Consider the following 20,004-nt stretch of genomic DNA (forward strand, 5'->3'; position numbering starts at 1 on the left):
CCCCTCCTCTAATAAAATGTTACATAATTTAATTACTTAAATTGTATCATATATTAAAACACAATGGTGCTTAAAATTTATTAAAAGGCCCAGTTTCCTTGACTAAATACCGGTGTCTCATTTCCTTCATTATCTACACCATAGATATTTAAGTCTTTAGAACCAATCATGAAGTCAACATGGGTTATAGAGTCATTGAGTCCGACCGCATCCAGCTCATCACGAGACATCTCCTTACCGCCTTGAACAGAGAAAGCATAAGCACTACCTAAAGCAATGTGACATGATGCATTTTCATCGAATAAGGTATTAAAGAAAAGAATACCTTTATTTGAAATAGGAGAATCATCAGGTACAAGTGCAACTTCACCTAATCTTCTCGCACCTTCGTCAGTGTCCATAATATTCTTAAGGATTTCGTAACCTTTTTTTGCCTCATATTCGATAACTTCGCCATCTTTAAATGTTAATTTGAAATCATCAATGATATTTCCACCATGACTCAGCGGTAGAGTGTTTGATACATAACCATCTACTCTGTTCTTATCTGGTGCGGTAAAGACTTCTTCAGTGGGCATGTTCGCCATAAAAGAATCTCCATTTGAATCAGTACTTGATGCACCAGCCCAGAGGTGATTTTGTGGTAAGCCAATAGTTAAATTTGTACCAGGTGCTTCATAGCGTAAGGCAGTAAATTGTTTATCATTTAAATAATCAACCTTTTCATGAAGCGTCTTATCGTGCTCGGTCCAAGCTTGAACTGGATTATCGACGTCTGCACGAACGGTATATAGAATCAATTCTAACAATCGATTTACTGCTTCATTGTCACTTAAATCAGGGTAAACTAATCTCGCCCACTCAACTGAGGGATAGCCTGCAACACACCAAGAATGGTAATCACTTTGTGTACGTGCAGAGAATTCTTTGAATGCCTTACCTTGTGCAACTTGCATTGCCATTAATTTTTCTGGCTCGACATCTTTTAATAGCTCTGGTGAGCTTGAAATAATACTTAAAAATCCGGCTTTCTCATCGCTATAGTACATACGTTCAGCGACATCAAACTCATGTACGGTCGCTAAACTTTCTTTGTCTTTATAAGTCGCACTCAGTCTTGAGAGTGTATCATCACCTAATGAGACTCTGACATCTTTTGATCCACGTTCATAAGCAATTTTAGTCACTAAACGCACAAGTGGTAAAGCGTCCGAAGTTGCTCTAATAAATAGTTTTTTACCTTCAGTTACATTAATACCAACATCTACTAGAAGCTCTGCATACTTGTATAACTTATCTTCTAAATTAGTCATGATTTCCCCTACTTTCTCATTTTAGATAATTCTTCAATTACAGCAGATTGTTCAGCCGCTGAAATTTGCTTACGCGACTGTAACATTTTTTTAATATCGTTAAGCTCAGTCAACTTATCATCACTGTAATCTTCAGCTTTGAATATGCCTTTATTCACCACATTTAAGTGTTCTACTATATCGCTTAATATTTCTTCTTTGTTCATATTAATCCCCTTTCCATACTCACCTACTATATTATCAAACATTAAATTAAATATATATTATCTTAACAAGGTAATAAAGTTTTCTTTTATATGAGTTTCTCTTAATTTCTTAGCTTAAAACGTTTATACTTAGCTTAGATAGGATATAAAGACTACAAAGAAACTATAAGGAGAATCAATTATGAAAAACAAATTAGTACCAGCAATAGTAATTGGAGCCGCTGTCGGCGGAGTAATTGCACTTTTAGATAAAGGCACTCGCGAATCACTTGCATCAAACACAAAATCTATTAAGCACTATGCACAAAACCCAGATGATCTTAAATCTCGTTTTAATAGTCCTTCAACAGGCGAACCATCTAAAATTGATATGATTAAAGATGAAGTTCTATTCTGGAAAGATACAATTGAAGAAATTCGCCGTAACAATCCTGAATTAGAAAAAGCAATTATAGATGCTAAAGATACGTTCCAATCAAACCGTGAGAAAAAACTAAATTAATATTACTTGGGACTATGTTACATAGTCCTTTTATTTTAGCGAGGTGAAATGAATGTCAAAGGATAAATCATCGTCAAAACTACTGAATCAAATTAAGAATAATACTGAAGAAGAGAAAGATAAGAACGATGTCTTTGTAGATAAGATTGATTTTAAGTCTGTATCTTCAAAAGACAAGGAACATGTGTATGTTTCAAAAATTAATAAGCCAGCAAAAGTTAAAGATGAATCTGGTTTCTTTAATCAATTATTATTTAGGTTTTCACTAGACAATACATCAGGTATGGCTGCTCAATTAGCCTATTACTTCCTACTAGCGATTTTCCCATTGCTTATTTTCTTATTATCAATCGTACCGCTGTTTCAAATACAGCCGGAAGTAATTACTGGCTTTATTCAAGATTATGCACCAGCCGAGATATCTAGCTTACTTGAAGGAATCATTGGCGATGTGTTAGAGAACTCTGGTGGTGGCACATTATCATTAGGTTTAATTTTAACTCTGTGGTCTGCCTCTAATGGTATGACTGCCCTAATGAATGCCTTTAACGTTGCATATGATGTAGAAGATAATCGAAACTTCTTCGTTACGAAATCACTCTCGGTCTTCTTTACACTAATCTTGTCACTATCAGTCATTCTGACATTTGTCTTAATTGTCTTTGGTGGACAAATTGGTGACCTAATGTTTGGTGTGATAGGCCTAGATGATCAATTCCAATACGTGTGGAGTTTAATTAGAAGTATCTTACCAGTTCTGCTCGTCTTGATAGTATTCTTAATTATGTATGTGACAGCACCGAATATTAAACTGAAATTCAAATCCGTTATTCCAGGTACAATATTTACAACAATTGCCTTTTTAGTTGCATCATGGGGCTTTAGTTTCTACGTTTCAAACTTTAGCAACTACTCAGCGACTTACGGTTCAATTGCCGGTGTGATCATTTTAATTTTCTGGTTGTACATTACTGGTGTTATAATTATCTTAGGCGCCCAAATTAACTCAATTTTATACAAAAGAGAGTTAAGAAAAAAAGCGGATAACTATGAGCGTCAATAGGAATACGAAGGAGACGTGTCAGTCTAAGATGACTTTATTAGAAGAAATATTAAAGGCAAATGAAGCCTTCGTCAAAAACGAGGAATTCAAAGCCTATAAGACAGATAAGACACCTAACAAAAAAGCAGTGTTTTTAACTTGTATGGATACACGCTTATCTGAACTTGCTACAAAAGCATTTGGATTAAAAAATGGTGATATTAAACAGCTGAAAAATGCTGGTGCAGTCGTATCTCACCCATACGGATCGACTATGCGCAGTATTTTAGTTGCCGTATATGCCTTAGGCGTTGATGAAGTATTCATTATGGGCCATCATGATTGCGGTTTTGGTGCCTTAAAACCAGATCCTGTAATCAAAGAAATGAAAGATAGAGGTATTTCTGAAGATACCTTTAATACTTTAGATCATTCAGGTATTGATGTGAGAGACTGGCTTAAAGGTTTCGATAGCGTTGAAGAAAGTGTGACTGAAACAGTCAACAACGTGAAAAATCATCCACTCCTTGCTAAAAGTATTCCAGTTCATGGTCTAATTATGGACCCAGAAACAGGAAAAGCAGACCTCGTCATTAATGGCTATGAAAAAGTAGAAGAATAGATAAAGAAGCACCTAACATCATTGTTAGGTGCTTCTTTTTGAAAAGAGGATTTTAACTTTAATCTTCAATAAGCGTCAGTAATTTTGGACCTTCTTTAGTCACGAGAACTGTATGTTCTTTTTGGGCAACATAGCTTCCATCTTTCGTTTCAAAAGCCCAGTCATTTTTACCATCTGAAACGATAGTCGCTTTAGATGAAATAAATGGTTCTACTGCGATAACCATGCCCTCTTTTAGAATCGTTCTATCAGTTGGATCATAATAGTTCATTATGTGTTGTGGCATATCATGTAAGCTCTTACCTACACCGTGTCCAGTTAGATTTTTAATGACTGTCAGTCCATTTTGTCTAGCGGTATTAAAAACTGCACGGCCAATTTGTGAAACTTTAGCACCTGGCTTAATTTTCTTCATTGCTTCCTCAAATGCCATTGCTGTCACATCAATTACTTTTTGTTTTAATGGATCATCCGCTTCACCAGCAATAAATGAAATACCTGTATCTGAATAATAACCATCTTTAACAGCAGAAATATCGACGTTTACGATATCCCCGTCTTTAATTTTACGTGGACCTGGGATGCCGTGTGCAACCTCTTCATTGATACTTATGCAAGTATAGCCAGGAAAATCATATTCACTTATTGGTGCACTTTTCGCACCGTATTTTTCTAATTCCTTGCCTGCAAAGTCATCAAGTTCCTTAGTCGACATGCCAACTTTTGCATGTGCTACCGTATCTTTTAAAACACGCCCACAAATCTGGCCAATCTCATCTAATTTTTCAAGTTCTTCTTTTGTTTGTACAATCATGTTTATACCTTCTTACTTTTAGTCTTATTTATTATTATATCAAAGATGCTACAAGATAAAATCATATATGGTCATGTTTCTATAGAGTCTTTCACTGAGATTTGATGCTGTCACTCCAATTAATCGTATCGGTACATCTGCTTCTTTCACTTCGTGATAGAGATTATATGCATAATGATATATATCATCTCCAGAGGAAACTGGATCAACCGTCATCATCTGTCTTGTATGAGTTTCAAAATTAGCAGTTTTAATCTTTACAGTGATAACCTTAGCCACAACACCTTTTTCCTGTAATCGAGTACTTACTTTTTCTGTTAAAGTCTCTAGTACACTTAATATTTCAGTGTCATCATTTCTGTCATAATTAAAAGTGGTTTCTTTACCAATTGACTTTCTTTCTCTTTGGACAGTCAGTTTATTCGTACCGATTCCACGCGCCTTATTATGGAGACTTTCGCCTCTTTTGCCAAAGTTTAAAATTAATTCACTCTTACTCATATCATATAAATCTTTGCCTGTTTTGATTCCAAGTTCATGCATCTTTTCTTCAGTCACTTTGCCCACTCCTGGGAACTTGCCAATCGGCATAGAAAACAAGATTTCAAGAACATTACTATAATCAATAACAGTCATTCCCTTTGGCTTATTCATTCCCGAAGCAATTTTTGCGAGGTACTTATTATATGAAATCCCACTACTGGATGTTAAACCTGTCTTTTCAAAGATCTCACTTTGTATCTTCAAAGCGACCGTTCTCGCTGACTGGGTCTTGTTTACAAGTTCAGTAATATCCAAATAAGCTTCATCTAAACTTAAAGGTTCAATATCATCTGTATAGGATAAAAAGATCTCCCGAATTTGTTCGGATATTTCCTTATATCTTTCAAATCGAGGATGAACAAATACGCCGTCGGGACACAGTTTATGGGCAGTCTTTGTGGGCATTGCTGAATGTACACCAAACTTTCTTGCTTCATATGAAGCGGTGGCTACAACACCTCTATTGTAAGACCGACCACCGACGATGACAGGTTTTCCTCTTAAATTTGGATTATCATTCTGTTCTACTTGTGCAAAAAAGGCATCCATATCAATATGAATGATTCTTCTCTCCATCATCCTCACCCAAATATATTATAGCAAATACAGAACAGATGTTCTATAAAGATTACTCAGCAGGTTGTGATTCATATAGACTCATTCCCACTTCTGTATCTATCGCATATTTCAAATGCTTATGTTTGAGTATGAGATAGGCATAGTAAAAATCACCAGCACAGGCACCTGCGTGAATTGCGATGTAATATTTATAAGCAGGATTAGGGAGCGTAAACATCATAATTACCATAATCGTTGTGATAATAAGAAATGGCATTAGGATAATAATTAAAAATTGAAGTCTTGTATAAACTGTCCCAGGTGAAGTGGCATAGGCCATGCCTGCTTTAAAGCCAAAGTTCACCTTAGCAGACGGGTTAAATAATTTAAAAAATAGTCCATGTATACTTTCGTGAACAATGATAATTCCTATAAAAAGTGCGATAATAATAAGTACTGCAACAGCTAAACCAAATCTTTCATTACCAATCAGTGCACTACCAATAGGATGGATAATCAATCCCTCAATGAGATAACAAATAATAAAGGCAAGTATTGCGCTGATAATTTGAATCCAAGAAATGTGTTTGAGCGCTTTTTTATCTTGGAATATATTTAATTCTAACTTATCCATTGAAATCCTCTTTCTATAAAATATATATGAAACATAACATAAATTTACCTTTAGTTACACAGGAGTGGTTAACATGCATTATACAATAATAGGTGGTGGACTAGCTGGTGTGTCGATCGGCTATCACCTAGTTAAATTAGGCAGTCAGGTGACAATCTATGACAGAAATGATGAAGGTCAGGCTACCTTTGCTTCAGCAGGCATCGTATGTCCATGGATCAGTCAACGTAGAAATAAAAAGTGGTATCGACTTGTCACAAAAAGTGCTTCCTACTATCCAAGTTTTATAAAAGAATTAGAAACAGACAGTCAACTTTCTACCGGCTATAAAAACTCTGGTGCGATATGTCTATTTAAGGAAAATATTTTTGACAAAGCTGTCAAAAGAATTAGTGATAAAGCAATCGATAATCCAGATGTCGGCGAAGTAAGAATATTATCGACCGATGAATTAAATCAATTACACCCTGCCTTGACTAATCAATACCCTGCTTTAATCGTTGAAGGCGGTGGGCAAGTAAGAGGTAAAAAATTATTAGCTGCCTTAAAAGCTGGCTTTTTAGAACACGGCGGTGTGTGGAAAAATGAATCGTACAAAGAAGATGATGATAGTTTTAAAATTTATGCTACAGGCGCATGGGGAAAAGAACAAAGCTACAAGCCAGAAATTTCTCATCAGCGTGCGGAGATAATGTACTTTAGATTAAAAAATCAAGCTGTTGAACAGTCTCCTGTCGTCATGGCACTTGGCCCGACCTATATCGTGCATTTAGAAGATAATGAATACGTTATAGGGACAACACATATCGATACTGATTCATTTGATTGTCAACCCACAAAAGAGAGCTATGACTATTTGGAAAGCGAATTATACAAATACTTTAAAAAAGACGAAGTCGAAATTACTCAGATGAGTGTCGGTCTGAAGCCGTATACTAGGGACTATTTACCGTTTATAGGTTACGTTGATGACAATACCTTTGTTGTTAATGGTATGGGATCAACCGGATTAACTGCAAGTCCCTTTGTCGGACGTGAAGTCGCAAATCTCCTTCACGGAAAGCCGACGGATTTAGATTTATCCGACTATTCTTATATAGAAAGTGAAACTTAAGATTTTTAATTTTTTTCTTGAGTGTTGTATTCAATCCTAAAAAAAGGCTAAAAGTCACTTTATCAGGACTTTTAGCCTAAAATAATGTTCTCTAATTAACAAAAAACATCACTACAGCATAGATATAGTAAAGGAAAATCACAGCGTTAATAATAAAAACAATGAGCCATATTCTATCTTTACGATATCTATAGTTTACATATGAAAAAATAAAACCAAGTATAATAAATAACACGTTTAAAATAAGTACTTGGCCGCCGTCTAAGAATAGAGGCAGCAATAGTACAATCAAGGGAATCAATATACACAACACTCTCAACATTTACTGCCTCACTCCATTCATTCTTTTGTCTTATATTTTACCAATTTCGGTGTAACAATTTGGCAAGATGGTAATCTTCTCTTTTATATAGTTTATACATAAAGTACATTAGTATAATTAAACACGTTTCTATATCAGATGTTTCACCTGTATAAATCTTGTGATCATTCATTGAACCAAGGAGGTCATCGTCTCTATACATCGTTAAAGTGACTTCCTTGTCATCTTTAAATATATAAGTAGTATTGTCCACTACCCCCTCGACATGAAAGTTCATGAAATTACGAAGTTTACGTTCTTTTAAAGTGTAATGAACACCCTGATATTCAACGGTATATTTTGCAACATTCAAATCTTTGAATCGTCTATTCTGCAGTCCAAGTAGAATTTCAGTTCCACTTTTATGTTTAAATCCATAAGTATTTTTATCGTCGCACCCAGAAATTGTCGTGGCAAATATATCCCCGATAAGTTCATTTTTTTCATTCAAAATCGTCACACCTTGGCGCTGTTCTTGATCGATAACTTTTGCATATAACTGCTGCACAAAACACCCTCCTATCCACTCTAGTTCAGTTAATATTAGTTTACCATAAGTATAATGAAAAAGAGTATCCCCATATTTTGGCGATACTCTAAAATCTTAGCTTAATATTAAATCTACGATTTCTTCTTTTGTAATTTTACCAATATAGTAATTTAAATCCACATCACTTAATGCCTCTAGTAATTCCTCTTTAATCACGCGTGTCCCAATCAAGGCATTTTCAACTACAGATATGTCACCTTGACCAAAGAAGTCACCATAAATTGAACACTTATCAATCTTGCCACCTTCAATTTCTAAAGATATGTCTAAAGTGCCGGCTTGTGTTCTCGCATCCCTATTATATGAATAACGAGGGGACTTTCCGTAGTTCCAATCCCAATTTTTGTACTTTTCTTCTACAAGTTTATCTATTCCTGCCCAATCTTCATCTGTTAAAACGTAGCGTTTAGCATCTTTCACATCATCAATATTTAACAAGCCTTTTATGACTAAATCTTTAAACTCCTCAGTCATAATATCTTTATATTCATCTGCTAAGTGATCTCTTAGAGTCGTCACTCTAGCCTCTGCTGATTTTATGCCTTTTGACTCAATCTTCTTCTTGTTTGGATTGAGTGATTTCATCATCGCTTCAACATTGATATCTAATAGTAATGAGAACCCACCGTATACACGACCATTTGACATCGTCATGGCACCGCCTGATACCTTTTTCCCATCGATAACTAAGTCATTTCTGCCGCTTTGTTCTACTTTATCTATACCTAAATCGTTTAAAAATTTAATGACTGGTTCATACATTTTTTTGTAATCACCGTAGACTCCTGTATCTTCAGATACTAAGAAACACACATTTACAGCTCCGTCATCTACTAAGATCGCGCCACCACCTGTATCTCTTCTAACTAAAATAATATTATTCTCATCGAGATAGTCTTGGTTTACTTCAGATACTGTATTTTGGAAACGACCAATTTCAATTTTTGGATTACAGTAATAAGGGAAGATGATACCTTCATCTAAAAAGATATTGTTTTGAACATAAACTTGCATTGCAAGTGCATAGGCACCGTCTTTTATATACTCACCATTTCTATAAGGTTCAATTAAATACATTACTCTATCTCCTTTTACTTATTAGCATTTAGTATTGTCTTTTGAATATCATCAGTTAAGAATACTGCTTGAGATCTTATATTTTCAGGAATACGATATTGTTTTTGATTCATTACAGCATATAGAGCTTGATCATTAGTTCTCGTCTCTCGCCAGAATGGATGCTTAATAAATTGAGGCGTAGTATGACCGACGCCGATTTCTAAGAATAATGTTTTTTCTGTATTGTGTGCCTTTAAAAAATCATTATAATCATCGCGACGTTTATTAAAGTATTGATCTTCAACCATCCCTTTTTCAGCCGTACGTTTGTTTTTTTCTAAGGGTGCGTGACACTCCGGGCAACGTGGGATAAGCTCTGAAGGAATATTAAGATCTTTTTGTTCTCTTACCATTTTTCTAATCAATTCATCGTCACGGTAAGTCTTATCATGACAGAATTCTGAGCACTGCATACGCACATATTCACCTTGGTAATAGATGACTTTATTCATATCATAACCAGCTTTATAGAAAGCATTATCAGCATTTGTCGTTATCACTCTATGGGCTTTATGAGCTAATAATTCTTTTAAGGCAAGATAGCCTTCACCAACACCTTGGTCTAAGTAATTCAACAAAATAAAACGGCTTTGAAATGCCCAATATTCTTCCCAAGAAGGAAATTTTTCAAGGCTAGCTTGTAACATATCTAACCACTTATATTTTTCTATAAAATCAGGGAAGTTACGTGTAAACCGTTCACCGGTATATGTGAATCCATCTGATGCAGACATACCAGCTCCGATTCCGACTACAACCGCATCTGCTTCTTCAATCAATCCTTTTAAAGTACGACTTTCCTCTTCTGTCGTTTCGAGCGTACGCCAAATTGACATCTTCTTGTGCTCCTTTATTTCAAGAGATTTTCATATGTATTATAGGCTTCATCATCAAAGACGTTAAAGACTACTTTTATATTAGAATCCTCATTTGTTTTATATTCTTTTACGGCTTCAATTGCCGCTTCTGCTGCTTCTTTTTTAGGATAACCAAATACCCCTGTTGAAATACTACAGAAGGCTATACTTTCTATGCCTGTTTCTTCTGCAACTTGTAAGCAACTCGTGTAACATTTCTTCAATAGGTCTCTTTTTAGTGGAGACACCTTATTGCCTGTGACAACTGGCCCAACAGTATGCAAAATATATGAGGCAGGGAGATTGTAACCATCAGTGATCTTCGCTCGCCCGACCGCTTCTTTACGGCCCTGTTTAGCGATTATTTTTGCACAAACAAGTCTAAGTTGTAGACCCGCTTTAGTATGAATAATGTTATCGATACAGTTATGATTTGGAATCAAACAACCAATCAAATCTACATTCGCAGCATTGACAATTGCATCTATTTTCAATGTAGTAATATCACCTTGCCATAAATATAGTGCATCATCGATGGGTTCTAAGTCTTTAAAGTTTATAATATTTTCTTTGTTATAATCTCTTAGAAACATATCTTGAACGTCTAAATATTCACGACTAATTTTCTTGGCTGGTCTTTCATTGGCAAGTCCTCGGTACATTTTAAATCTTTCTTCAAATGACTTCGGAATTACCTGCTCCTCTCCTTTTTCTTGTAGCATATATGAAATCAAAAAATGTAACCGTTCTGTTTGGTTCATCATATTATCACCTAAAAAAAGAGCCTACATTCAAAGTGTTTCTATGAATGCAGGCCCTAATATTATTTTACTTATGCATCGGCCAATGCGTTAAATTCTGCTTCATCCACACCTGTAAGTTTAACAACCCAGCTCTCTTCTGGTTTAGCTGAATTTAAAAGTGTTGGCTCATCTGTAGCTTTGTCATTCACTGCTACTACTTTACCTGCTAGTGGTGACGCTAGATCTAAGACTGTTTTTGAAGCTTCTAATTCTAATAGTGAGTCATTTTTCTCAATTTCTTCTGCTTTTGTAAATTCTACGAAACCAACTGTTCCGATATCATCTTGTAGTTCTGGTGTCATGATTAATGTATATTCTTCACCATTTTTTTCAACCCATAAATAGTTCGCAACTTTTCTCATCGTAGACCATCCTTTTATTTATAATTTATATATTGAAGCTATCAATTCCAATGCTCTATGTCGATTGTTAACTCCAGGCATTAAGGGGATTAATAGCAGTTCATCTGCATCGATTTTCTCTATGAGTTGATCGAGCTGGTCTTTAACGCTTTTAGCACTACCTACTACCATTCTCGAACGATTCGATTCCAGACGTTTCACTTCTTCTACAGTATAAGTGTATTCTTCTGCAGTTTCAACCGATGGAAACCTTTCAAATTCACTGAAATTCATTTTACCAAGTAACCATAAATCTAAAGCCTTCGCCATATGTTCAGCCGCTTCATCTGTATCTGCAACAACGACAAATGGTGAGATCATCACCGTAGGCTTTGCCATCACTTTGGATGGTATGAAATTTTCTCTATACCTCTCAACAGCGAGTTTTCCAACATCAGCCTTATCTCTCGAAGCATGTGGAAATAAGCCAAAAGTATAGCCAATACCTTGCCGTGCAGCAAGTTCAGCTGATTTAACGCTTGTAGATAATACCCACATTTCTGGATTACTTTCACCGAGTGGATTCGCCCGAACATTATTAAAACGGTGTTCTTCATCATCTTCATTACAGAGAAATTTCTTAATATCTGAAATATTTTCTTTATATCTCTGTTTTCTAGGTCTATATTCATTCATTGCTTTATTTACTTCTGGTGTCCCGAGTGTATTTCCAAAACCTAAATCTACACGCCCCTCATAAAGGTTTTCCATAACTCTGAAATTTTCAGCCACTTTTAAAGGACTATAATGCGGGAGCATCACACCACCTGAGCCAACTTTAATTCGTTTCGTTTGGCCTAAAATATGCATCATCATCATCTCAGGGCTCGAACTCGCAAAAGCATTTACGTCATGGTGTTCAGCCATCCAGAACCTGTAAAAACCTAAATCTTCTGCTTTTTGGGCAAGTCTGACCGTCTCCTTTAGAGCAGTAGTCGCATCTTGACCTTCATCAATCACTGCATAATCTAGCAAGTTTATTTTCACTATTTCCACTTATCCTTCAAATACAATATATGTTAATCATATTAATTATAGCTAGGGTAAATTTTATCGTCAATTGAGTTGTTTTACGAGTAACTTTAGAATCATTACTTTGATTTTTATGATATAGCACATTAATATTAAATTAAGGAAATGAAAATGTACGAAGGAGCTATACTATGAACAAAAAGTATTCACCCTTGTTTGAACCTCTGAAGTTACCAAACGGTAGTGAGCTTCAAAACCGTTTTGTACTATCCCCAATGATTACAAACTCTTCTACACGGGATGGTTTGGTTACTAAAGAAGATGAACAATATCATTTAAGAAGGTCGACCTCAGCACCTATACAAGTTACTGGTGCTGCCTACATCGAACCCTATGGCCAGCTCTTTGAGTATGGGTTTTCAGTAGTAGATGACCGAACAATTCCAGGACTTACAAAACTCGCAAGTGCAATGAAATCAAATGGAAGTAAAGCCATTCTTCAATTAACTCATGCAGGCCGGTTCGCCAATACTGCGATTATGGATTTGGGTGTGGTTTATGGTCCGAGCTTTATGTCCTTAAACACACCTATAAAACATCAGGTTTTACCGATGACAAAAAGAAAAATTGAACTTGTAATTAGAAATTATGCTGATGCAACCAGACGGGCAATTGCAGCTGGTTTTGATGGCGTTGAAGTATCCGCTGCTCAGCGTCTACTAATTCAAACATTCTTTTCTAAATTTTCCAATGAAAGAACGGATGAATATGGTAGTGATTCATTAGAAAACCGTTCAAGATTTGGTCTAGAAGTAATTCGAGCAGTTTCAGATGTAATTGATGAAGAAGCTGATGAGAATTTTATCTTCGGATTTAGAGGTACACCTGAAGAAACACGCGGAAACGAAGTGGGCTACAGTGTAGAAGACTTCTTGAGTTTCGTAGATGAGATTGAAAAGATTAGAAGACTAGACTACCTTGCCATCGCCTCTTGGGGTCGCAACATTTACCAAAATGAAGTGCGTGCTGAAGGCCAATATCAAGGTCAGCCTATCAATAAAGTCGTTTATGAACACGTTAAAGGCCGAGTGCCAATGATGGCAACTGGTGGTATCAACTCTCCAGATAAAGCCCTAGAAGCACTCGAGTATGCAGATATGGTCGGTGCCTCTAGTCCCTTTATCACTGAGCCGGATTTTGTAGCAAAACTACAAAGCGGTGACGAAGATCAGATTGATTTACAGTTTACTATCGATGAACTGGATGACCTCAAAATACCTGAAGCAGCCTTCAAGGATATTGTAAAAATGATGGATTACGGTGAAGGTCTCCCAAAAGAAACACGTGATGAGTTGAGACGGTTAGCAGAAGAAAAATGATATTGATTGTTATTTGCTGGATTTCGAATTTAATTCGAGGTCCAGCTTTTTTTGGTTGCTGGTAGTCGTTTTATTTTCGAGTTCTTGGTTTTATCAATCATCATACTCTAACTGCTTTTTCTCCTTGAGAAGGTCTTGAAACTCCGCATCTAATTCCTCTGATGGCTCAATACTCAATCTTGCCAACACATCTGCGATTTTATTGTCTAACAGCATCAATTTTTCCTTTTTGAGATTCCGTTTTGTTGCCGTATTTCTATTTTCAAATTCAGTGAATGTCCCATCGAACACTATAACCTGTCTATCTTCAATCGAGAGTATTTGACTGGCAACGTTCTTTAAAAGCGTCCGATCATGACTAACAAAAATGATTGTTCCTTTATAAGATTTCATTAATGCTTCCAATGCTTCTAATGAATTAATATCAAGAAAATTCGTCGGTTCATCCAATACCAGCACATTGACGTCACTTAAAAATAGCTTAGTCAAGGCGACTTTCACCTTTTCTCCCCCACTTAAGACACCAACTCGCTTAAATACATCATCTTGCCAAAAGTGCATTCTCGCCAGGACGGTTCGTATTGTTGTTTCATCTTGGGAGGAGCTATCTTTCACATTCTCTAGAATACTTTTCTTCTCGTTTAATATAGTCAGATGCTGAGAGAAATATGCTATTTTCACTGCAGGAGATACTGTTATCTCATTTGAATCATTTAAAATTTTATTGATTAAAGTTGTTTTTCCTGACCCATTCGCTCCAATAACCGCGACCTTTTCACCACTCTTAATATTGAAGCTAAAAGGTGACCATAATATTCGCTTACTTATATTACCTGTTACCTTCTCTCCTCTAATAATGATGCGGTCTTTTAAAGCTTCTTCATTGTACACTTGCATTTTTATAGGTGCTTGAACTTCAGGTTTCTTCACTTCTTCTAGTTGGTCTAAGCGTGATTCTAGAGCTGAAGCTGTTTTTCTTAATTTCTTTTGCTTTTTAGCAAAATACGGCTTTGCCCCCATTTGACTCGCTTCTGAATTTGATACTCTTTTTGGTGCTTTTGTTGCCCGTGCTGCTTTTGCTTCCTTCTTTTTAATTGCCTCTTCTAGTTGTGACTTTTTCTTTTTATACTTTTCGTACTCTGCCATTTGGTGACGTTCTACCTTTTCCTTCTCTTCTATAAACGTCTCATAGCCACCATGGTAAAATTCAATTTTTTCATCATTTATTTCCCAAATATCAGTACACATTGCTGATAAAAAATCACGGTCGTGAGAGACGATAATCATTGCTCCAGACAAGCCGTTCAATTTTTCTTTCAACCAATCGATATGTTTAAAATCTAGATGCGTTGTAGGTTCGTCTAATAATAATAAGCCGGCTGAATGATTAATTGCCTGTTGTATATAGCTTTGAGTCATTTCACCCCCACTTTTTTCATCGCCAATTTCCTTTATCTGAGGTACGAGTTCAACCGTCGTTTTTCGATCAATCGTACCTTCTTCTGGTGTAATCGTTCCTTCTATAATGCTTAGTAAATTAGTCTTACCACTGCCATTATCACCAACTAAGCCGATAATTTGATTATTATCTACATGTAAGTGATTGGCTTCAAACAGTAAGCGGTCTCTGACATAGTGTTTTAAATTCATAATTTCAAGTAACTGCATAATATCTACTCCTTAAATGGAGGCATAAAAATACCTCCTATCTCTATATAGAATAGGAGGTATCCACACATTGAGATGATTATAGATAGGCAGACAGAATTCACCCAACTACACACCCAAACACAAATATCGAATCCAATCCTATTCTAAAAACAAACACAACAAATAAGCATTCAATATAAATACTTATTCACTTGCGTGGTTTTTGGTTAAATAGGATTAGAACTTCATGTGATTGGCTCACCTCTTTCTTAGATTGCTTACAGATTAACATCCGCTTAAAATACTGTCAACAACGCTTATTGATTTACCTCATTAGTGATTACTCTTTAACAGTAAACTTTATTTTGACCTGAGAGCATCATACGGAACACCCTCATCAAACAACTGAATATAATATAATAATTCACTAGTTGTGTGCACTATATTCGACTTCAAAAAATACTCCCCCTTAAGTTTTCACTTCATGAAGTGAAAACTTAAGGGGGAGGGACATCTTTTAATTAAGATGTGGACATTTTTTAATTTGAAGTCACATTAACCGGTGCACCATGTTCAATGGTATTACCAATCGTGCAACCACGTTTTGCAATTAGGACTAATTTTTCCTTAGTCGCATCATCAATATTACCTTTAAATGCAATATCTACATCAATTCTTTCAAGTCTTGATGGGCTTGTATTAGCTTTTGTAGCTGATGTTTTAATTTCATATGAGTCAACTTCAATTTCTCCACGATCTAGTACAGCATCAAGCGTCAGTGCCATACACATAGCAACTGAACTTGTAATGTAATCAATAGGACTATACCCTTCAATCACACTGTCCTGTGCGGCACCTGCCGTCATTACATTTTTGTCATTTGTAATTTCGTGTACCTGATCTTTATTTTTGACTAATTTAATCATTATGCATTCTCCTTTTTGTTATTTCATTCCAAGTGATTAATTCCCAAGTTACATCGTCCAAATCTTTAAATATAGCTGAATACCCCCATTCATCTGCCTTGCCCTTAGAGATGATTTTACCTCCATGTTCAGAAGCACTTAATATTATACTATCCACAGTTTCTCTCTTTTCAACATTTTGACTTAAAATAAGACTAGCTGTACTAATAGTTTCCACATCTTGGTCAGTCATTTCAGCGAAACTTTCAATTTCACATAAAACTAAAGACAAGTTATTACGAAACAGTATAGCAATATGATTTTCACCTTCAGAAATATTGTCTTCTTCTAATTTAAAAATTTTCTTATAAAATAAAGCAGCTTCCCCGAGGTTTTTTACAGGAATTGTGACAATATCAATGTTTGGTTTCAATCGTATCACCTCTTTGTTATTAACCTCATTATAAATTTTCTAATCTAAATAAAAAAGCACAAGGCTCTGAACCTTGTGCTTTCATTTATTTACCTACCCCTATAACTAACTGAATTTCCACAGGTGCATTTCCTGGTAAGGACTTTACTCCAATGGCTGCTCTTGAGCCGATACCAGCCTCTCCCAAGTTATTAAATAAGTAGTCAGAACCAATATCTGCCACTTTAGAATGTGAAGTGAAATCGTCATCTGCATTGACATAAACAGTCATAGATAAGACCTGTTTAACTACTTCATCATCACTAACCAAAGACATCGCTGCACTATATGCATTGTCTATGGCTTGTAAGATTGCTTCTCTATAAGATTCTATTGACTCAGTGTGTAAAATTCTCCCACTTTGAATAAGCTCTCCGTTCTTTCTCGGTGTCATTCCTGCTGTTGAAATAATATTTTTAAATCGTGATGCTGGCTTATAGTTACCTTGTGGAACTGGCTTATTTAATTCACTCATTTTCTTAGTTCCTCCACAACTTGAATAATGCGTTTCATTGCTTCCACTGCAGCTTGATGATCTTGTGAGAAGTTAACTCTAAAGCTAGAATCAAAGCCTTTCCCAAACTCTGTTCCTGGAGTCACTGTTACCCCTGCTCTTACTCTTAATATTTTAACGAATTCAGCTAATGATACTTTAATAGCTGGAATTTCAGGAAACAGATAACTTCCCGCTTCTGTTGGACGAACTTTAAAGCCATCTGCCTCATTTAAAACTTTCACTAAATCATCTCTTATTGCCTGATGACTCTCAATTCTATTCTTCATCCAACCATTTGGCTCATTAAACCATAGTTTTAGTACAGCTTGATTGTAGCCACTTGCCCTTAAAGAAACAATTGCTTGGAGTTTTTCCATACGTTCGATAATTTTTGCGGATCCAAAAGCGACACCTAAGCGGTAACCACTTAATGATTCTGTTTTAGAAGGCCCAATGATCGTAATGACATTTTCTGAATTGATACCTTCTTGTGTAATCAGATGTATATAGTCTCTCCCATCGAACAACTGACGCGAGTATAGCTCATCGACAATAACAGCAACACCATACTTTTCTGCTAAGGCCGCAATTTTTTGAATTTCATCCTTAGAATATATGACCCCAGTTGGATTATTTGGATTAGAGAATAAGAAAGTTTTTACACCATTCTTAAATGCCTCTTCAAGTTCATTTAAGTCTAAACCCGCTTCTTTTTCATTATCAAAATAATTTAATTGTACGGGAACAAGTTCCCCATCAAAAAAGTGCACCAATTTTCTATTGGCGAAATAATCCGGTTCAACAATTGCCACCTTATCCCCACGTGCAACTAAAGCACCCATAGCAAGAAATAGTGCGCCTTGGGTCCCAGGAGTGATGAGTAAGTTACTGTCCGCTTCCATCTTCCATCCCGTAAAGTCAGTGAGCTTACTCGTAAGATCTTCACGTATATCTAAGCTACCACGATATTCTGTATATGCTTGCTGTCCTCCAAGTTCAAACCCTTCATTAAAAGTTTCTTGAACACCTGGAATGGGCTCATGTGCATCGATATCTCCATGTGAAAAATCAACCGGTGTACCAGGAATTTTATCGATATCAAACGAGATTTCATCAATACTTTGTCTGACCTCTTGACCAGGCGCAAATTCTGCACCTAACTTTGAAAACTTATCTTCTATAGATGACATTTCAATCACGCTTCCTTTTTTATTTTGCATAAAATATTAATCTTCTCTATAGTTAATAATGTTAATAGATAAAAGCCTGGATGCCCAATAGCTATAATCTATAATGGTATATATTTCTTGTTATAGTGCGTTAGAAAGGAATGCTGAAATGTTAAAAAGTATGGATTATGTGTATGCAGTTTACTTAAATCAAAGTTTTTCAAAAGCGGCAGAAGCTTTGTACATTTCTCAACCTGCCCTAAGTACTGCAATTAAAAAAGTTGAGGTTGAAATTGGCACACCTTTGTTTGATCGCCGAACGAACCCAATCAGTTTAACAGAAGCTGGTCAGTATTATATAAACTCTGTAGAAAGAATTATGCAGATTGAAAAAGAGATGCAAGATAAGTTTAAAGCATTAAGTGAGAAGAACAAGGGTATCATTAACATTGGTGCTGCTTCTTTTTTCTGTACATATGTCCTACCTAATCTTATTCAAGACTTCGAAGAAAAGTATCCACAGTACACAGTGAATTTACTCGAAGCCAATGCAGATGATTTAATGAAATACTTAAAATCAGGGGTGGTAGATTTAATAATAGATGTAGAAACTAAAGGTGAACATTATCACTATGAGTCTCTTATTTGGGCAGAGGATGATATTTTACTCGTTGTTCCAAAAGCATCTCAGATTAACGAAGCACTGTTTAATTATCGACTTACATATGATACTGTCAGAAGTGGTGAATATCACAAAAATGATGACTTAAAGGTAAATTTAGATGCTTTTAAAAACGAGAAATTCCTCCTCTTAAGAGAAGGTAATGACATGTATAACAGAAGCATGAAAATGTTTAAGAATGCTGACTTTAAACCTAAAGTGTCAATGTATTTAGACCAGATGCTAACTTCCTTTCACATTGCCTGTAAAGGTGTTGGTCCCGCTTTTGTACGAGCAGGTTTGACCAACTATATTGATATTAGTGATGACGTCTATTTTTATAAACTGAATGATGTAAACAGCTACCAAAATATAAAGTTGTATTATAAAAAAGGCATTTCATCGTCTGAAATCAGTCGGGACTTAATTCGATACTTAGAACAACATAAACCAAAGACAATATAAACAGGGCTTAGGATTATATCCTAAGCCCTGTTTTAAATATTGGTTCTATAATAAATACGGTTGATGACTAAAAATCATCAACCGTATTTTTCTATAAAATGATACAAAAATAGCGCAAATGTTCTTATACTAAAGTCACCACAACTCAATAGAAAGGAACATTTACGCCTATGACTCATTTTATATCATCTTTACTTCAAATTAAAGAGCCTAATCTCGATTATACAAAGTCCACTGTTGAAGAAGTTTTCTATAAGGGTATTAAGTCCCTATTTATCACTGCCAAACTCACATATAATCCGACACATTGTCCAGCGTGTGGATGTATCAATGCCGATTATAGTATTGTCAAAAATGGCACGCGTACATCCCGAATCACCTTACCTCATGTTTCAG

22 protein-coding genes and 1 pseudogene are annotated in these 20,004 nt (G+C 35.7%); 7 read left to right on the forward strand and 16 right to left on the reverse strand.

Going from position 1 to position 20,004, the window contains the following annotated elements; genetic code table 11:
- Positions 1-80: 80 nt before the first annotated feature.
- Both H624_RS0108555 and H624_RS0108560 read right to left on the reverse strand, forming a co-directional pair.
- On the reverse strand, positions 81-1,313 hold the full coding sequence (locus H624_RS0108555) for an aminopeptidase (RefSeq protein WP_026867214.1): 1,233 nt from the start codon (positions 1,311-1,313) through the stop codon (positions 81-83).
- A gap of 8 nt (positions 1,314-1,321) precedes the next feature.
- Positions 1,322-1,519 (reverse strand): DUF1128 family protein, encoded by a 198-nt coding sequence (locus H624_RS0108560; RefSeq protein WP_026867215.1) that lies wholly within the window; start codon positions 1,517-1,519, stop codon positions 1,322-1,324.
- Between the two features lie 181 nt (positions 1,520-1,700).
- On the opposite strand from H624_RS0108560, the gene H624_RS0108565 reads away from it, so the two are divergent.
- Genes H624_RS0108565 through H624_RS0108575 form a run of 3 tightly spaced genes read left to right on the forward strand, consistent with a single transcriptional unit; the run spans position 1,701 to position 3,685 of the window.
- Positions 1,701-2,021 (forward strand): YtxH domain-containing protein, encoded by a 321-nt coding sequence (locus H624_RS0108565; protein WP_026867216.1) that lies wholly within the window; start codon positions 1,701-1,703, stop codon positions 2,019-2,021.
- A 52-nt stretch (positions 2,022-2,073) separates the two neighbouring features.
- Entirely contained in the window at positions 2,074-3,084 is a 1,011-nt protein-coding gene (locus H624_RS0108570) for a YihY/virulence factor BrkB family protein (RefSeq protein ID WP_026867217.1), read from the forward strand.
- A gap of 28 nt (positions 3,085-3,112) precedes the next feature.
- The gene (locus tag H624_RS0108575) at positions 3,113-3,685 is read left to right on the forward strand and encodes a beta-class carbonic anhydrase (RefSeq protein ID WP_026867218.1); all 573 of its coding nucleotides are present in this window, start codon (positions 3,113-3,115) and stop codon (positions 3,683-3,685) included.
- A gap of 58 nt (positions 3,686-3,743) precedes the next feature.
- Here H624_RS0108575 and map read toward each other — a convergent pair whose 3' ends face one another.
- Genes map through H624_RS0108590 form a run of 3 tightly spaced genes read right to left on the reverse strand, consistent with a single transcriptional unit; the run spans position 3,744 to position 6,234 of the window.
- Positions 3,744-4,499 (reverse strand): type I methionyl aminopeptidase, encoded by a 756-nt coding sequence (gene map, locus H624_RS0108580; RefSeq protein ID WP_026867219.1) that lies wholly within the window; start codon positions 4,497-4,499, stop codon positions 3,744-3,746.
- A 48-nt stretch (positions 4,500-4,547) separates the two neighbouring features.
- On the reverse strand, positions 4,548-5,621 hold the full coding sequence (dinB, locus tag H624_RS0108585; RefSeq protein WP_026867220.1) for a DNA polymerase IV: 1,074 nt from the start codon (positions 5,619-5,621) through the stop codon (positions 4,548-4,550).
- 49 nt (positions 5,622-5,670) lie between these two features.
- Positions 5,671-6,234, reverse strand: coding sequence for a DUF3267 domain-containing protein (locus tag H624_RS0108590; RefSeq protein WP_026867221.1), 564 nt, complete (start codon positions 6,232-6,234; stop codon positions 5,671-5,673).
- Between the two features lie 73 nt (positions 6,235-6,307).
- Here H624_RS0108590 and H624_RS0108595 point away from each other — a divergent pair, with 73 nt between their 5' ends.
- The gene (locus tag H624_RS0108595) at positions 6,308-7,348 is read left to right on the forward strand and encodes an NAD(P)/FAD-dependent oxidoreductase (protein WP_026867222.1); all 1,041 of its coding nucleotides are present in this window, start codon (positions 6,308-6,310) and stop codon (positions 7,346-7,348) included.
- A gap of 359 nt (positions 7,349-7,707) precedes the next feature.
- Here the strand turns inward: H624_RS0108595 and H624_RS0108600 are convergent, their stop codons facing one another.
- The 6 genes from H624_RS0108600 to H624_RS0108625 all read right to left on the reverse strand — a co-directional run bounded on the left by H624_RS0108600 (position 7,708) and on the right by H624_RS0108625 (position 12,426).
- Positions 7,708-8,217 (reverse strand): hypothetical protein, encoded by a 510-nt coding sequence (locus H624_RS0108600; RefSeq protein WP_026867223.1) that lies wholly within the window; start codon positions 8,215-8,217, stop codon positions 7,708-7,710.
- Positions 8,218-8,313: 96 nt separating this feature from the next.
- Positions 8,314-9,336, reverse strand: a complete 1,023-nt coding sequence (gene lplA, locus H624_RS0108605; protein ID WP_026867224.1) for a lipoate--protein ligase — start codon at positions 9,334-9,336, stop codon at positions 8,314-8,316.
- 14 nt (positions 9,337-9,350) lie between these two features.
- Positions 9,351-10,214: an SIR2 family NAD-dependent protein deacylase gene (locus tag H624_RS0108610; RefSeq protein WP_026867225.1), complete on the reverse strand. Its 864-nt coding sequence runs from the start codon at positions 10,212-10,214 to the stop codon at positions 9,351-9,353.
- A gap of 14 nt (positions 10,215-10,228) precedes the next feature.
- On the reverse strand, positions 10,229-10,957 hold the full coding sequence (locus tag H624_RS0108615; protein WP_371807502.1) for a protein-ADP-ribose hydrolase: 729 nt from the start codon (positions 10,955-10,957) through the stop codon (positions 10,229-10,231).
- 110 nt (positions 10,958-11,067) lie between these two features.
- Entirely contained in the window at positions 11,068-11,400 is a 333-nt protein-coding gene (locus tag H624_RS0108620; RefSeq protein ID WP_026867227.1) for a glycine cleavage system H family protein, read from the reverse strand.
- Positions 11,401-11,418: 18 nt separating this feature from the next.
- A complete protein-coding gene (locus H624_RS0108625; RefSeq protein WP_156889178.1) occupies positions 11,419-12,426 on the reverse strand; it encodes an LLM class flavin-dependent oxidoreductase in 1,008 nt (335 codons plus the stop codon).
- Between the two features lie 176 nt (positions 12,427-12,602).
- On the opposite strand from H624_RS0108625, the gene H624_RS0108630 reads away from it, so the two are divergent.
- Positions 12,603-13,790, forward strand: a complete 1,188-nt coding sequence (locus H624_RS0108630; protein ID WP_026867229.1) for an NADH-dependent flavin oxidoreductase — start codon at positions 12,603-12,605, stop codon at positions 13,788-13,790.
- A gap of 93 nt (positions 13,791-13,883) precedes the next feature.
- Here H624_RS0108630 and H624_RS0108635 read toward each other — a convergent pair whose 3' ends face one another.
- The 5 genes from H624_RS0108635 to H624_RS0108655 form a co-directional block, all read right to left on the reverse strand.
- Positions 13,884-15,458: a Vga family ABC-F type ribosomal protection protein gene (locus H624_RS0108635; protein WP_026867230.1), complete on the reverse strand. Its 1,575-nt coding sequence runs from the start codon at positions 15,456-15,458 to the stop codon at positions 13,884-13,886.
- Positions 15,459-15,979: 521 nt separating this feature from the next.
- Positions 15,980-16,366 (reverse strand): OsmC family protein, encoded by a 387-nt coding sequence (locus tag H624_RS0108640; protein ID WP_026867231.1) that lies wholly within the window; start codon positions 16,364-16,366, stop codon positions 15,980-15,982.
- On the reverse strand, positions 16,359-16,778 hold the full coding sequence (locus H624_RS0108645) for a VOC family protein (RefSeq protein ID WP_026867232.1): 420 nt from the start codon (positions 16,776-16,778) through the stop codon (positions 16,359-16,361). The genes H624_RS0108640 and H624_RS0108645 overlap by 8 nt, the downstream gene beginning before the upstream one ends.
- Before the next feature lie 85 nt (positions 16,779-16,863).
- Positions 16,864-17,292, reverse strand: a complete 429-nt coding sequence (locus tag H624_RS0108650) for a RidA family protein (protein ID WP_026867233.1) — start codon at positions 17,290-17,292, stop codon at positions 16,864-16,866.
- Positions 17,289-18,533, reverse strand: a complete 1,245-nt coding sequence (locus tag H624_RS0108655) for a pyridoxal phosphate-dependent aminotransferase (protein WP_240921852.1) — start codon at positions 18,531-18,533, stop codon at positions 17,289-17,291. Before H624_RS0108655 ends, H624_RS0108650 begins: the two co-directional genes overlap by 4 nt.
- A gap of 130 nt (positions 18,534-18,663) precedes the next feature.
- Between H624_RS0108655 and H624_RS0108660 the strand changes: the two genes are divergently transcribed.
- On the forward strand, positions 18,664-19,608 hold the full coding sequence (locus H624_RS0108660) for a LysR family transcriptional regulator (RefSeq protein WP_166627056.1): 945 nt from the start codon (positions 18,664-18,666) through the stop codon (positions 19,606-19,608).
- Positions 19,609-19,778: 170 nt separating this feature from the next.
- A pseudogene (locus H624_RS12765) lies at positions 19,779-20,004 on the forward strand (ISL3 family transposase); the annotation flags it as partial.

This window comes from Jeotgalicoccus marinus DSM 19772 (assembly GCF_000425825.1).
In the GTDB taxonomy this organism is placed as follows: Bacteria; Bacillota; Bacilli; order Staphylococcales; family Salinicoccaceae; genus Jeotgalicoccus; species Jeotgalicoccus marinus.

Excerpts from the sequence above, each read along its gene's own strand:
- map (WP_026867219.1), bottom strand. The coding sequence starts at position 4,499 with ATGATTGTACAAACAAAAGAAGAACTTGAAAAATTAGATGAGATTGGC.
- H624_RS0108630 (WP_026867229.1), top strand. The coding sequence starts at position 12,603 with ATGAACAAAAAGTATTCACCCTTGTTTGAACCTCTGAAGTTACCAAAC.
- H624_RS0108615 (WP_371807502.1), bottom strand. The coding sequence starts at position 10,957 with ATGCTACAAGAAAAAGGAGAGGAGCAGGTAATTCCGAAGTCATTTGAA.
- H624_RS0108620 (WP_026867227.1), bottom strand. The coding sequence starts at position 11,400 with ATGAGAAAAGTTGCGAACTATTTATGGGTTGAAAAAAATGGTGAAGAA.
- H624_RS0108655 (WP_240921852.1), bottom strand. The coding sequence starts at position 18,533 with ATGCAAAATAAAAAAGGAAGCGTGATTGAAATGTCATCTATAGAAGAT.
- H624_RS0108575 (WP_026867218.1), top strand. The coding sequence starts at position 3,113 with ATGACTTTATTAGAAGAAATATTAAAGGCAAATGAAGCCTTCGTCAAA.
- H624_RS0108595 (WP_026867222.1), top strand. The coding sequence starts at position 6,308 with ATGCATTATACAATAATAGGTGGTGGACTAGCTGGTGTGTCGATCGGC.
- H624_RS0108555 (WP_026867214.1), bottom strand. The coding sequence starts at position 1,313 with ATGACTAATTTAGAAGATAAGTTATACAAGTATGCAGAGCTTCTAGTA.
- lplA (WP_026867224.1), bottom strand. The coding sequence starts at position 9,336 with ATGTATTTAATTGAACCTTATAGAAATGGTGAGTATATAAAAGACGGT.
- H624_RS0108650 (WP_026867233.1), bottom strand. The coding sequence starts at position 17,292 with ATGAGTGAATTAAATAAGCCAGTTCCACAAGGTAACTATAAGCCAGCA.
- H624_RS0108640 (WP_026867231.1), bottom strand. The coding sequence starts at position 16,366 with ATGATTAAATTAGTCAAAAATAAAGATCAGGTACACGAAATTACAAAT.
- H624_RS0108590 (WP_026867221.1), bottom strand. The coding sequence starts at position 6,234 with ATGGATAAGTTAGAATTAAATATATTCCAAGATAAAAAAGCGCTCAAA.
- H624_RS0108635 (WP_026867230.1), bottom strand. The coding sequence starts at position 15,458 with ATGCAGTTACTTGAAATTATGAATTTAAAACACTATGTCAGAGACCGC.
- H624_RS0108610 (WP_026867225.1), bottom strand. The coding sequence starts at position 10,214 with ATGTCAATTTGGCGTACGCTCGAAACGACAGAAGAGGAAAGTCGTACT.
- H624_RS0108565 (WP_026867216.1), top strand. The coding sequence starts at position 1,701 with ATGAAAAACAAATTAGTACCAGCAATAGTAATTGGAGCCGCTGTCGGC.
- H624_RS0108560 (WP_026867215.1), bottom strand. The coding sequence starts at position 1,519 with ATGAACAAAGAAGAAATATTAAGCGATATAGTAGAACACTTAAATGTG.
- dinB (WP_026867220.1), bottom strand. The coding sequence starts at position 5,621 with ATGATGGAGAGAAGAATCATTCATATTGATATGGATGCCTTTTTTGCA.
- H624_RS0108570 (WP_026867217.1), top strand. The coding sequence starts at position 2,074 with ATGTCAAAGGATAAATCATCGTCAAAACTACTGAATCAAATTAAGAAT.
- H624_RS0108660 (WP_166627056.1), top strand. The coding sequence starts at position 18,664 with ATGGATTATGTGTATGCAGTTTACTTAAATCAAAGTTTTTCAAAAGCG.